Genomic DNA, 13,032 nt, shown 5'->3' on the forward strand with positions numbered 1-13,032 from the left:
GCCGCCCCGCAGCACATGCGAGTTGCGCTGGCCCACCCCGCTCCCCTTGAGCCAACTTCACGCCCCTGCCAAATGAACCGACTACGTCTCTCAGCCCGTACCGCTGCAGTTGTCACCGTCGTGACAGCACTCTTCCCGTTGGCCGCCTCCGCGCAAAGTACCGCTGCGCCCACCCGCGTACGCGCCACCATCAACGCCGTCCACAGCACTGCTGTCGATGTGACCGACGCCTCCGGCAACAAGGCCACCGTGACACTGCCGGTGGACATCAACGTCACGCAGGTTGCGCCGATCGAGCCGTCGGCCATTCGCGCCGGCAGCTATATCGGTACGGCGGCGGTCAAGCAGCCCGACGGCACGTTGCGTGCGCTCGAAGTCCACGTGTTTCCGGAAGCCATGCGTGGCACCGGGGGCGGCCATCGCCCGTACGACATGGGCCCGAACAGCAGCATGACGAACGGCACCGTCGAACAGGCAGGTGCCGTCACCGGCGCGCAGGGCCGCACGCTGTCGGTCAAATACAAGGATGGGGAGCAGCGCATCGTGGTGCCGCCGCAAGTGCCGATCGTCACCTTCGAGCCGGGTCGGCGCGATGACCTGAAAGCCGGCGCGCACGTTGTCATGTTCGTGCGCGCCGATGCGCAAGGCACGCTGGTCGCGCAGCGCGTGCTGGTCGGCAAGGACGGGATGATCCCGCCGATGTGATGACGAAGTAATCGATACAGCATCGGGCCAGCCACATGTGCTGGCCCGATTTGCTTAGAACGGCTTGCTGACCGACAGCAGGAACGTACGGCGCGGCGCAAACTGCGGCGCACCCACGCCGATGCCCGTGCCGTCGCGCAGTTGATAGCTGCGGTCGAAGATGTTCAGCACGATCAGGCGCGTCTTGAACTTGCCCAGCGTCGGCAGGTTGAAATCGCGGGCAGCGCCCAGGTTCATCTGCCAGTAGGCCGGCAGGTGCTCGGTGTTGGCGAAGCCGTTGCGCAAACCCGTACCGAACAGCACGTCGCTCGTATACGTCGTGCCGGAATACCGATACGACACGCCTGCCGACGCGGTCAGGCGCTGGTCGTGATCGAGGTTGACCCAATGGCTGTTGATATAGGCCAGCTCGTCGGCACCGAAGTTGAACTGGCCGGTCTCGATGCCCTTGCCCTGCGCGCGCGACACGGCCAAATTCAGATACGCCCCGAAGTTGCCGTTGCGATAGTTCGCGCTGCCTTCCAGCCCGTAGATCCGGCCACGCTCGTAGTTGAATGCCGAGTACAGCAGCGCGTTGCCGAACTGACCTTCATCCTGCAGATGGCGCACGTCGCGGTAATACGCATCCAGACCCAGCGTCAGATGCGGCGTGAGCTGGTGCGAAACTCCCAGATCAAAGTAGTTCGAACGCTCCGACTTGACGGCCGTGTTGGCGTCCGACGGCAACGCGTTGGTCGTGCCGGCAAAGGCCTGCACCGACGTGGTATCGAACTTCTCCGTGGGCGGCGGCGTGAAGTAGCGCGCGTAACCGGCATGGACGCGGGTGCGCGGCGTCAGGTCGTACGTCATACCCAGGCGCGGGCTCAGTTGCTGCTCGCTGACGATGGTGTTGACGCGGTCGTAGCGTGCGCCGTAGTTGACGGTGAGCTTGTCGGTGGGCTTCCACTCGTCTTGCAGGTAGACGCCCATGGTGGTGCCGCTGCCGCTGTGGTTGTCGACGATGGTGAATGGCGTGGTGCTGGTCTGCGCACCGGTGCTGTCGGCGGCAAACACGCTGGCGGTGTTGTCGGCCACGTAGCGCTCGCGCTGCACGAATACGCCGGCACGCAGCGTGTGCTTGTCGCTGAGCTTGTAGCTCGCGTCACCCTGCACGCCGTAGGCCTCGTTGCGGCGCGTGATGTCGGCGGCCACGCCGTTGTAGACGAGATCACCGATCGGATCGGGCATGTAATCGATGCGGCTTGCACGGCGGAACACCGACACCTGGTAGTCCAGCTTGGGCGACACTTTCTGCTGATACGTCAGGATCTGGAAGTCGGTCTTCTCACGCTGATTGGCGTTGAGCGCTTCCGACGCCGGCGGCACCGCGCCATCGAGCGTGAATTGCGGCGTCAGGCCCGGGCGCGTCGGAATCTGGAAACGGCCGTTCGACGTGCCGAACATGAAGCTCACGCGGCTGTCGTTATCAAGCAGATACGACAGCATGCCGAACGACTTGTTTTGCGTGGTGTGATCGTGCGTGGCGTTGCGGTTGCCCGTGGGGTTTTCAATGCCGAGGTTGTTCTCGGCAAACACGCCCGAGAGGTAGTAGCTGAAGCGGTCTTTCGTGCCCTGGATCTGCGCATTGACCTCGTGCGTGGCATTGCTGCCCAGCACGGTGCCGATCTCGCCGCCAAAGGCCTTCGGCTCTCCATCCTCGTCGGTAGAAGCACCTTTGGTGGTGATGTCGACAATGCCGGCAGTGCGGTAGCCGTACTGTGCAGGCAGCGCGCCGGTCAGCACATTGATCTGGTTGGCGAAGCGCGTGTCGAGCATCTGCCCGAAACCACTGATCGGCTCGGGGACGATCACGCCATTGATGCGGTACTGCAGATTGGAGTGGTCTCCGCGCACGTGCAGTTGCCCGTAGGAATCCTGCACCACGCCCGGCGCCTGCAGCAGCACCTGGTTGAGCGGCGTGGCATCGCCCAGCGGCAGGCGGGCAATGTCATCGGTGTCGAACTTGTAGACGGAGCTGCCGGTATCCGGCGACAGCGCATTGCGTGCGGCGTCCAGGCGCTTGGCGGTGACGCGGGTTTCGCTGAGGTCGCGCACATTGGTGGCGGCCGGTTTCGGCTGTGCAGCAGGTGCCGTCGTGGCGGGCGTAGCGGACGTGGACGCCGGCGGCGTCGCTTGCTGAGCCAGTGCGGAAACCGAGGCGACGGACGGCAGGACGGCGGCAAGCGCCATCACCAGCTTGCGGGGCTGGAACGGAATCATGAAAGACCTTTGAATCGAGCGGATGCGTTAAGCAGCGGCCCGCGCATGCGTCAACACAACGCGCGGGCCGAGGGGCAAGGCAGGAGTCAAAGGCGGAATGGAGGATCCCGCGAGCAGACGGCCACCGGAAAGACCGGCGCGCCCGCATGAAAGCCGATGCGCGGAAAGTGCCAGCGCCGCGTATGCGCCAGGCGCAGCGCCACCAGCATCGGCAAGGCAGCCGCCAGCGCAGCATAGGCTGCGCACTGCAAGCACGCGGCGTGCTCCTGCGCGGGCTGGCTGCGCTCAGCGCCGGCCGGCTTGGCAATGGCGGCAGCGTTGAACTGGGGAGCAGTCCCTTCGCTCAGTTCGCTCCAATGCGAGAGCGCATGCCGCAGCGCGCCCTGCTGACCAAACAGCAGGAACACCGCCAGCAGGCAAGCCAGCCAACGCAGGTGGAGGAAGGAGGAGCGGAAGGAACGCAAGGTTGGGCGCAGATGCAGACGCACGATGTCACTCGACATTGCGCGCCTCAATGCAACTAAGTTGCGAATTCTGACACCAGCCGCCTGATTCAGCAATCCGTCAGGTGGAGGGGCAGAACAGCCCGCAAGCGTAGCGCCCCAGTATTACAAACGCGTGTGCGCGAAGCCCGGCATGAGACCCGTCGGCACGCCCAGGCTCGGCACCTGCACGCGCTTCCAGTTCGGGCGCGTCTTGCGAGCGGCCTCGGCACGCTGCGCCGGGGCGCCCACCTCGGTGGCATCGTGCAGGCTGGCCAGCCAGGCGCCGTAGTCGAACCAGCCGTCGCGCACGAGCTGTTCGCCCACGCAATTGGCAAAGCGATCCGACTTGGGTAGGAAGCACAGTTCAAAGCCTTCGGCCTCGCGGCGGCCATGCATCCAGCGATGCGGCACCTGGTGGCTGGCCAGCGCTTCCGACAAACGCGTGCCGTAGCGCTGCTGCCCTTGCCGCCGCGCGCCGATCACGTAGAAGCCGTCAAGCAGCCGACGCAACCCGAGCGCAGAACGCGCGTGGCGCACCTCGGCATCGACCAGCAGCTCACGGTTCTGCGTGCGAGCCTGCAGTGCCAGCGCAGCAAAATGGTGCGCGCCCCACTCATTCATGTAGAACAGCTCGCCGCCGGCAAAGTCGTAGGCGCGAAACACGTTGGCCTGATCTGCGTAGCGGAATACGTGGCGCCGGTTGGCGGCAAAGTCGGCATCGGTGCTGTGCGGAATGCGGCGGCAATGCTGATGCGCAAACACCAGCATGCTCGGAAACGAATGCACCGAGCACGGCGACTGCGCAAGCCCCGTCACCGCCCGAATGTCGATCTTGCAGTGCTCCCGGCGCACCCCCACGAGCTGGCTCAGATGGTGGTGCAACTCGTCCACCCATTCGGCATGCGCCAGATGCTTGGGAAACAGTTGGTGCGCGGGCTCGGCAAGGCCGCCCTCGAACAGGAACGGCACGCTCTTGTGCCAGATATCGAGTTTCCAGTGCGCCAACGCATCGCTGGGCGTGCGGTGGTGCGCCACCGATTGCGTGACATTGAAAGCGCGCGACTGGACGACCCAGTTCGACGCCGCATGCAGGAGATTGGAAACGTTCATGTCACCCCCCGGAAGACTGAATCGTTTGTTTGCGGATTGCCGACGTCGCTCTGAATGTGTGGCGATTGTTCAGCAATGTAAAAACCAACGACTCAAACGTACCCCACTTTAGAGGGGTGTGCCATGAAGTTTGTTGAAGTCCGTGTTAAGAAAAATACACATGAAACGTGGGGACTTGCCAGGCGCGCGACATGCTGGAAGAGAGGCATCCGCAAATCAGGAGACCGCGATGCCCACCCAGCCAGATCGTTCAGAAACCGATTCGACGCAGCCCGCCAATCCGAAAGCCCAGCCCGAGCCCGCCAAGCGCAAGCCTGGCGACCCGCTGGTGCCCCGCGATACCCGCCCGAATCCCGCCGAGCAGAATGAGCCACCCGTGGAGAACGTCTGAACCTGGCCGCCCGCGGCTCAGACCAGGCACATGTCGGAGACTTCCTCGTCCGACAAACCCCACGTGGTGGCATCTTCCACGGTGACGATGGAGTCGTCGGACTTGCCCAGGCTGATGCGCTCGGGGCGCACGCGCGTCTTGGTGTTACCCGAATAGAACACCACCACATCCGGCTTGAGCGCAGACGCCTCGTTCTGGTGGACCACCACGCCCAACCGATTGGTGCGCAGCTTCACCAGCGTGCCCACCGGGTAGATGCCTACGCTGCGCGTGAAGGCCTGGAAAACGGTGCGATCGAACTGCGTGTCGGTGCGCGCCATCATGTATTTCAACGCCTGCGCCGGAGACCATGCATGGTGGTACGGGCTGCTTGACGTGAGCGTGTCGTACACATCGCAGATGGCGCCCATCTTGGCCCACAGGCTGATGCCCTCGGCCTTCTGGGCGTCAGGGTAGCCGCTGCCGTCGATGCGCTCGTGATGGTGCAGGCAGATCTCGCGCGCAATCTCGCTGAACTGGCCGGTGCCCTGCAGCAGGTGATGGCCACCCACGGCGTGGGTCTGCAGCAGCGCCAGTTCGTCCTTGGTCAGCGCCGTGCTCTTGTCGAGCAGCGTGCGCGGCATGGCCGATTTGCCGATGTCGTGCACCAGCCCGCCCAGTCCGCATTCACGGATCTCGTCTTCAGGCAAGCCCAGCGTCTTCGCCAGCGCCACCATCAGTGCGCAAACGGCAAACGAATGCAGGTAGGTGTAGTCGTCCTTGTTCTTCAGGCGCGCGAGGGCAATCAGCGCGTACGAGTTGCGTGCCAGGGAGTTCGACACGTCGTCCACCAGCAGCAGCGCCTTTTCGGTTTCCAGCGCGCGCCCCATCCGGGCTTCGGAAAACATGTGCCCCAGCGTCGCCTTGCCGTTTTGCATCAGCTGCTGGGCGTGCTTCCACTCTTCCTTGAGCGACGTTGGCGTGATCGGTGGCCGCGCGGCCAGGGTCTCTCGCGTGAGCGGCTCGGGTGCGGGCGCCGGCGCCGGCACGGGCATCAGCGTCTCTACCATGACGTCTTCGCCGCGCTCGGGGTCGATCCAGATCTCGGTGATACCCGCGCGGCGGATGTCGTCAATCTGGCCCTGGTGCGACAACTGGAATTGCGCACGCCAGAACGGATGCTTGAGCCAGGACCCACCCAGCTTCATTACAAACATGCCGACCCGCAATTGGCTCGCATCGATTCGCTTCATACCCTGCCTACCTCGGCTCGAAGTCCGGTTTTTTGATTGAATTAGGGGAGCGGCGTGCCAGCCGACACTGGCTCGTGTTTCGCAGTCTAGGCGCTTTACGCTGGTGGATGCTCTGGTCCATCAGCGCGCCAAACCGCGCTTGGCTTATCGGCAAGCCTGAGCAAAACTTGAGGCAAATGTGGATTCGGCGGCGCGCGGCATACCGCAGCCTTCGCAAGCAAACGGCGGGACACTGGCTGTGGCGGCGGTCGAATCAAACAGGTGATGCGTCAAGACCCTCGCCTGTCGGGCTGGCAGCCCGGCGCGGGAGGGGTACACTAGACTTCAAGGATGCGCATCCGACATGACTCAAGATCCCACCTCCCAACGCAAGCAGCAGAACGCCGATGACTTCGCGCTCAACCGCGACGCCATCCGGTGGCTCGCGTCCCTGCCCGACGAGGTGCGGCCGATCGAACTCGGCCGAAAGTTTCCGCGCATCATCAACACGATCGCCGCCAAGTGGGCCGATTTCATCGGCTGCCGGCGCTACCTGAACAGCCTGCAGATTGACGATCGAGGCGGCCGCCAGGGATTTCCGTTCGAGATCGTCCAGGAAATCTGCGCGCTGCGCGAGTATTTCGACTCGCTGTATCCGCCGGACAAAGACCTCTGGCAGAAGGCCATCGACGCCAACAAGCGCTGAAGCGCTCGCACCTCGCACCAAAGCAAAGCGGCCCACTTTCGGGCCGCTTGTCATTTGTACGTACCGGCTACAAATCAGGAAGCGGAATCCGGCCCCGAAGCCAACTTGTTGAGCAGTGCCAGCAGCGTGTGCCGTTCATCCTTGGAAAGATGCGCCGTTACGCGGGCGTCGTGTGCGGTGACGGCCCGGGTGATGTCGTCAAGGGTGGTCGCGCCCTTGGCGGTCAGCACGAGCCGGAAGGCGCGCTTGTCCTTGGGCGCGGGCAGGCGCTCGACCATGCCCATGTCTTCCAGCGTATCGACCAGCAGCACCGCACCCGAGCGCGCCACACCCAGGATGTTGGCCAACTCCGTCAGCTTGAGATTTGGGTTATGCGCGATCACCGTCATCGCCGAAAAGCGCGGCGGCGTGATGTTCCACGCGTGCAGCGAGCGCACGAAATCTTCGTAGATGTGTAGCTGCGCCCGCCGCACGGCATAGCCGACCAACCCATCGAGCGCGCCATACTCCACGTCCGCCAGATGCGGATTGAAGTGCCCCGAAGGGGCCACGGCGGGATACAGGTCGTCTGCTTTGGGCGTGCGCGGCATGGCGGTGTCGATGGTGAAAGACCCCTCGATTATCGTCGGCGATGCGCCCGCCGGCCATGCACGCGTGTGCGTTTCAGTTCAACAACTTCCACTTGCCGTGGTCGATGGTCAGCAGCACGCGGCCGCGTGCGTCAAAGCCGAAGTGATCCGTGGCCGTGTAGTTGAGCACGCCGTGCGAAACGATGATGTCATGCTCCGATTCCAGCGCGTTCTTCAGCGCCTGGCGGAATTCGGGCGTGCCCGGCTTGGCCTTCTTGAGCGCCACCGGCACGATGCGCTGGAGCACCTGCAGTGCATCCCACGTATGGGCACCGAACTGCGTGCGCGTGTCGGGGCCGTTGGCCTTCTCATAGCGCGTCACATATTCGAGCGCGGTCTTCTTGCTGGGGTGGCTGTCGGGCAACTGCTCAGCCACGATCACTGGGCCCGCCGGCAGGATGGCCCCATCAACCGCCTTGCCGCCGATGCGGATCAAGTCTTTCGTGGCCGCGCCGTGCGTCTGGTAGATCGGGCCTGCATAGCCGCGCTCGCGCAACGCGGTGTGCGGCAACGCGGCGCCCGTGCCCGCACCGGCCACGAGGATCCCGTCGGGCTTGATGCTGACCAGCTTGGCGACCTGCCCCGTCACGCTGGTATCTGCGCGGGCATAGCGCTCCACGTCGACGATCTTGATGCCGCGCGGCGTGGCAGCGGCGGTGAAGTCCTTGAGCCAGCTCTCGCCGTACGCATCGGCAAAGCCGATGAAGCCGACGTTCTTGATACCAGACGCCGCCATGCGCGCGGCAATCGCCTCGGCCATCAGCGAGATCGGCTGCGCAAGACGATAGGTCCAATCGCCCTTGCCCGCTTTCAGCTCGACCGGCGCCAACGCCAATTGCGGCGTGTGCGATTCGGTGGCGACTTCGGCAATCGCAATCGACGGCGCCACCGCCGACGAGCCAACGATGATGTCGACGTGGTCTTCCGTCACGAGCTTGCGCGCCAGGCGCGTGCCGGTGCTCGGGTCGGAGGCGTCATCCACAACCACGAGGCGGAGCTTTTCCCCGGCGATGGTGTCCGGATAGAACGCCAGCGAATTCTTCTGCGTGATGCCGAGCGACGCCGACGGACCTGTCGTCGACAGGCTCACACCAACGACGATGTCGGCATGGGCAGCGGTGGCGAGCAACAGCGCAGCAGCGGCGCAGATGGTGCGGCGGATGGTCATGGGGCCCCTCTCCTCTTTTGGTTTTTGGCGTGTGAACGTACGGCTGTTTCAGGCGCGGCCGGGCATGGGGGGTTGATCGCGCAGCGACTGCGGATCGAATCCGGCCAGCTTTTTGTAGCGCATCGCAATCCCTTCCAGTTCCGGGCGCGGGATCACGTCATCGATGCGCGCAAAGCCTCGGGGCGCGCGTTCATGTGCGAGCTGCATGACCTGCTCCGGCCCGTTGAGGCGATTGCGCAGCACGATGCCGGCCGTGCGCGGCAGGCGATCTGCCTCGTACTCGCGCAGGGCAACGCCGGTGTCGCGCGAGGCGAGCAGGCAATCGACCAGCGCGCGCGCATCGAGAATGGCCTGCGCGCTGCCGTTCGAGCCGATCGGATACATCGGATGCGCCGCATCGCCCAGCAGCGTGACGCGGCCGAAGGTCCAGCGCGGCAGCGGGTCTTTGTCGACGAGCGGGAATTCGTACACAGCCTGTGCGCCGTCGATCAAAGCCGGAATGTCGATCCAGCTCCATTTCCAATCGGCGAAGGCGCTGCGGAAGATCGCGCGGTCGACCTCGCGGTTCCAGTCGCTGCGCGGCGGCGCCTCGTCGGGCACGCGCAGCTCGGCAATCCAGTTGATGCGCGAGCGACCCTGCTGGCGTAGCGGTTCTGAAATCGGATAGGCGACGAACTTCTGGTCCTGGTGGCCCGCCATGAACATGGTCCGGCCATCGAGATACGGCTCGGCCTCGGTGACGGCGCGCCACAGCATGCGGCCCGCAAAGCGCGGCGCATCGCCCGTCGGGTAGAAGTGCCGGCGCACAGCCGAGTGGATGCCATCGGCGCCGACCAGCACATCGGCCGAGGATTCGACAACGGTGTCGTTGGTGCGATCACGCAGCGTAAATCGCACGGGGCCGCCCTTCTCGCCCGTCGATTGGACTGCCTCGAAGCTGTGACCCAGGCGGATGCAATCCGCACCGAGCCGCTCAACCACAGCGTCGGCCAGGGCCATCTGGAATTCGCCACGGTGAATGGAGAACTGCGGCCAGTCGTACCCGGCGGCCAGCCCGCGCGGCTCGTGCCAGATCGGCTGGCCGAACCGGTTGTAATAGGCCAGCGCGGAGGTACGAATCGCCAGCGCGCTCAGCGTGTCTTCCAGCCCCAGTTCGCACAACTGGCGCGCGGCGTGCGGCAGCAGGTTGATGCCCACACCCAGCGGCCGCAGCGTCTGCACGGCCTCCCACACTTCGACTTCGAAACCTTGGCGCTCGGCCATCAACGCGAGCGTCAGGCCGCCGATGCCCGCCCCGATGATGGCGATCTTCATGGCTGTCTCCCTGAAATTTGTTGCAGTCTATAACGAATCGCAACGGCATCCTGCGGGCGACATATCAGGGCAAATACCTAGACGAAGGCGGCTGAATGCGGCGCGTTGACCGCTTGACGCTCTGTGAGATATCACAATACCATCACTCGACTTTTACGAGATTCGAGGCCGCCCCAATGTCGCGTCCCATCAAGCTGGTTTCGGGTGCTTCCACACCGTCGCCCGCGTCTGCACCGTTTGCCGTTGAACCTGCGGCGCACGCGCCCAAGGGCGCCGCCATGCGTGAACTCGCCTACAACGAGATCAAGCGCCGCATCATGGCGTGCGAATTCCGCCCCGGCGAGCCGCTCAACGAAGCGCAGCTCGGCACGATTCTGGGATTGGGCCGCACGCCCATCCACCAGGCGCTGCATCGGCTGGAGGTGGAGGGGCTGGTGCAGATCCTGCCGCGCAAGGGCGTGCTGGTGACGCCGCTGTCGCTCAACGACGTGCTCGACATGATCGAGGTGCGCGCCACCAACGAGATCCTGTGCGTGACGCTGGCCGCCGAGCGCGCCCATCCGGCCGATTTCGAAGCCATGCGCGCCATCGTCGATGCATCGCCCGCACTGATCGAGCACCGCGACATTGCCGCGCTGGCCGCGCTGGACCTCAAGTTCCACCTCGCCATTTCCGCTGCCTCGCGCAACCGCGTGCTGGCCGAACTGCTGCGTGGCCTGCACGAGAAGCAGGCGCGCTTCTGGTTCCTCTCGCTGTCAGAGCCGCAACACCTGCAGAACGTCTACGACGAGCACCTCGCCGTGCTCGACGCGCTGGAGCGCCGCGACGTGCCCGCGGCGCGCGAAGCCATTCGCGAGCACATCGACGAGTTCCGCCGCACGATCATCCGCACGCTCTGATCCCGACTTCCCCCGTTCGCTTTCCCCGTCTCTTCCGGATTCCGCATGACCACGCTGCACCTGAACCTGATTGGCCACGGCCCCATCGACGTGACCGTGGACCACCTTGTCATTGCCGGCTGGACCGGCCGCGATGCGCAGGCCGTTGAACACCACATTGCTGAGCTTGAAGCGATCGGCGTGGCGCGTCCGGCGCGCGTGCCGTGCTTCTACCGCGTGTCGGCCTCGCTGCTGACCACCGATGCCACCGTGGAAATTCCCGGCGCCGATTCGTCCGGCGAAGCCGAGTTCGTGCTGTATTCCACGCCGATGGGCCTGCTGGTCGGCATTGGCTCGGACCACACCGACCGCAAGGTCGAAGCCTATGGTGTGACGGTCTCCAAGCAGATGTGCGCCAAGCCCGTCAGCCGCGACGTGTGGCGCTTCGAAGCGCTGGCCGACCATTGGGACAGCCTGCAGATGAAGACCTGGCGCACCCGCGACGGCCAGACCGCGCTGTACCAGGAAGGCGGCGTCACGCGCATGCTCGACCCGCGCGACCTCATCCGCCGCTACACCGGCAACGACACGCTGCCGGTATGCACCGCCATGTTCTGCGGCACGCAACCCATCATCGGCGAACTCGGTTTTGGCGAGGCCTTCGACATGGCCCTGATCGACCCCGTGTCGGGCACCGAGCTGCGCCATCGCTATGCTGTCGACACGCTGCCTGTTGAAGGCTGACGCGCCCCACCCAACGGAGACCACTGCATGATGACGCCCCGTCCGAACATGATCCGCTCGCTAGCCGCTGACCTGGCTGCCGGCCGCACCACCAGCGTCGCATTGACCGAAGCCGCGCTGGAACGTGCCGAATCGCACCGCGCCGCCGGCGGCGCCGCCTACGTGAGCATCGACGTGCAAGCCGCGCTGGCCATGGCGCGCGCCGCCGATGCCGCGCGTGCGGCAGGCAACGTGCCTTCGCTGCTGGCGGGGTTGCCGGTGTCGATCAAGGATCTGTTTGACGTGGCCGGCCAGGTGACTGCAGCCGGCTCGCGCGCCCTGGCCGACCAGCCGCGCGCCACTGCCGATGCGGCTGCCGTGGCACGCCTGCGTGCAGCCGGAGCCGTGCTGCTCGGCCGCACCAACATGAGCGAATTTGCGTTCTCGGGTCTGGGCCTGAACCCGCACTACGGCACGCCGCGCACACCGGCAGACGGCGCGCGCGCGGCGGGCGGTTCCACCTCGGGCGGTGCCGTCACCGTTGCGGGCGGCATGGCCGTGGCGGCACTGGGCACCGACACCGGCGGCTCGATCCGCATTCCGTCTGCGTTCTGCAATCTGACGGGCTTCAAGCCCACCGCGCGCCGTGTGCCGATGACGGGCGCGGTGCCACTGTCCACGTCGCTCGATTCCGGCGGCCCGCTCGCCAACTCGGTCGATTGCTGTGCCATTGTCGATGCCGTGTTGAGCGGCGAGTCCGGCAACGACGCATGCGATACCACCGCAGTGCCGCTGGCCGGATTGCGTTTTGGCATCACGCAGGACTTTGTAGGCGCAGACCTCGACAACACGGTCGCCGTCGCGTTCAACCGCGCCGTTGAACGGCTCGAACGTGCCGGTGCACACATCGTGCGTTTCGAGTTTCCCGAGCTGCTGCTACTGCCAGAAATCAACAGCGGCGGCGGCTTCTCGGCGGCGGAGTCCTGGGCATGGCATCGCTCGCTGCTCGCGCGTGCCGAAGCGCAGTACGACCCGCGCGTCGCCACGCGCATCCGCCGTGGTGAACAGATGAGCGCGGCCGCCTATATCGACGTGATCAACGCACGCGTGCGCATGATTGCCGCCGCACGCAAGCGCCTGGGCAACTTCGATGCATGGCTGATGCCGACGGTGGCCATCGTGCCACCCGAAGTCGCACCGCTTGAGGCTGACGACGCAGCGTTCTTCCGCGTCAACGCCCTCGCGCTGCGCAATCCGAGTGTGATCAATTTCCTGGACGGCTGCGCGCTGACGCTGCCGGTACACGCTGCCGGTGAACTGCCGGTCGGCCTGTCGCTCTGCGGTCTCGCCAACGACGACGCGCGCATCCTGCGCGTCGGCCGGGCGGTGGAGGCTGCCCTGCGTTGATCGACTAGCCAGAACATTCGCCGCCTGCGTCCGGGCCACGCGGGCG

The 13,032-nt window shown here is 65.2% G+C and carries 13 protein-coding genes; 6 read left to right on the forward strand and 7 right to left on the reverse strand.

Features of this window, described 5'->3' with window-relative positions; all coding sequences use genetic code 11:
• The first annotated feature begins 72 nt into the window (after window positions 1–72).
• A complete protein-coding gene (locus ACTJK6_RS06150) occupies window positions 73–705 on the forward strand; it encodes a hypothetical protein (protein ID WP_440838542.1) in 633 nt (210 codons plus the stop codon).
• A gap of 54 nt (window positions 706–759) precedes the next feature.
• On the opposite strand, the gene ACTJK6_RS06155 is transcribed toward ACTJK6_RS06150, so the two are convergent.
• From ACTJK6_RS06155 to ACTJK6_RS06165, 3 genes are all read right to left on the reverse strand, one after another.
• Entirely contained in the window at window positions 760–2,964 is a 2,205-nt protein-coding gene (locus tag ACTJK6_RS06155; protein ID WP_440838543.1) for a TonB-dependent receptor, read from the reverse strand.
• Between the two features lie 86 nt (window positions 2,965–3,050).
• A complete protein-coding gene (locus ACTJK6_RS06160; protein ID WP_440838544.1) occupies window positions 3,051–3,467 on the reverse strand; it encodes a hypothetical protein in 417 nt (138 codons plus the stop codon).
• A 105-nt stretch (window positions 3,468–3,572) separates the two neighbouring features.
• On the reverse strand, window positions 3,573–4,559 hold the full coding sequence (locus tag ACTJK6_RS06165) for a DUF6685 family protein (protein WP_232042087.1): 987 nt from the start codon (window positions 4,557–4,559) through the stop codon (window positions 3,573–3,575).
• A gap of 229 nt (window positions 4,560–4,788) precedes the next feature.
• Between ACTJK6_RS06165 and ACTJK6_RS06170 the strand changes: the two genes are divergently transcribed.
• Window positions 4,789–4,950 carry a hypothetical protein gene (locus ACTJK6_RS06170; RefSeq protein ID WP_260802985.1) on the forward strand — a complete coding sequence of 54 codons (162 nt, stop codon included), beginning with the start codon at window positions 4,789–4,791 and terminating at the stop codon, window positions 4,948–4,950.
• 17 nt (window positions 4,951–4,967) lie between these two features.
• Here the strand turns inward: ACTJK6_RS06170 and ACTJK6_RS06175 are convergent, their stop codons facing one another.
• A complete protein-coding gene (locus ACTJK6_RS06175; protein WP_232042085.1) occupies window positions 4,968–6,182 on the reverse strand; it encodes an HD-GYP domain-containing protein in 1,215 nt (404 codons plus the stop codon).
• Window positions 6,183–6,525: 343 nt separating this feature from the next.
• On the opposite strand from ACTJK6_RS06175, the gene ACTJK6_RS06180 reads away from it, so the two are divergent.
• On the forward strand, window positions 6,526–6,867 hold the full coding sequence (locus ACTJK6_RS06180; protein ID WP_147216428.1) for a hypothetical protein: 342 nt from the start codon (window positions 6,526–6,528) through the stop codon (window positions 6,865–6,867).
• Window positions 6,868–6,941: 74 nt separating this feature from the next.
• Here the strand turns inward: ACTJK6_RS06180 and ACTJK6_RS06185 are convergent, their stop codons facing one another.
• From ACTJK6_RS06185 to ACTJK6_RS06195, 3 genes are all read right to left on the reverse strand, one after another.
• Window positions 6,942–7,457, reverse strand: coding sequence for a MarR family winged helix-turn-helix transcriptional regulator (locus ACTJK6_RS06185; protein WP_232042084.1), 516 nt, complete (start codon window positions 7,455–7,457; stop codon window positions 6,942–6,944).
• A gap of 73 nt (window positions 7,458–7,530) precedes the next feature.
• On the reverse strand, window positions 7,531–8,664 hold the full coding sequence (locus ACTJK6_RS06190; protein WP_260802987.1) for an ABC transporter substrate-binding protein: 1,134 nt from the start codon (window positions 8,662–8,664) through the stop codon (window positions 7,531–7,533).
• A 48-nt stretch (window positions 8,665–8,712) separates the two neighbouring features.
• Entirely contained in the window at window positions 8,713–9,978 is a 1,266-nt protein-coding gene (locus tag ACTJK6_RS06195; RefSeq protein WP_440816161.1) for a flavin-dependent oxidoreductase, read from the reverse strand.
• A 176-nt stretch (window positions 9,979–10,154) separates the two neighbouring features.
• Here ACTJK6_RS06195 and ACTJK6_RS06200 point away from each other — a divergent pair, with 176 nt between their 5' ends.
• From ACTJK6_RS06200 to ACTJK6_RS06210, 3 genes are read left to right on the forward strand one after another with little or no spacing between them, the layout of a single operon-like run.
• Complete coding sequence (locus ACTJK6_RS06200) at window positions 10,155–10,877, forward strand: GntR family transcriptional regulator (RefSeq protein WP_147216420.1); 723 nt, start codon at window positions 10,155–10,157, stop codon at window positions 10,875–10,877.
• 45 nt (window positions 10,878–10,922) lie between these two features.
• The gene (locus ACTJK6_RS06205; RefSeq protein WP_440838545.1) at window positions 10,923–11,600 is read left to right on the forward strand and encodes a DUF2848 domain-containing protein; all 678 of its coding nucleotides are present in this window, start codon (window positions 10,923–10,925) and stop codon (window positions 11,598–11,600) included.
• A 27-nt stretch (window positions 11,601–11,627) separates the two neighbouring features.
• Entirely contained in the window at window positions 11,628–12,986 is a 1,359-nt protein-coding gene (locus ACTJK6_RS06210) for an amidase (protein WP_440838546.1), read from the forward strand.
• The last annotated feature ends 46 nt before the right edge of the window (window positions 12,987–13,032 follow it).

The organism is Ralstonia sp. 22086 (assembly GCF_052045975.1).
Taxonomy (GTDB): domain Bacteria; phylum Pseudomonadota; class Gammaproteobacteria; order Burkholderiales; family Burkholderiaceae; genus Ralstonia; species Ralstonia wenshanensis.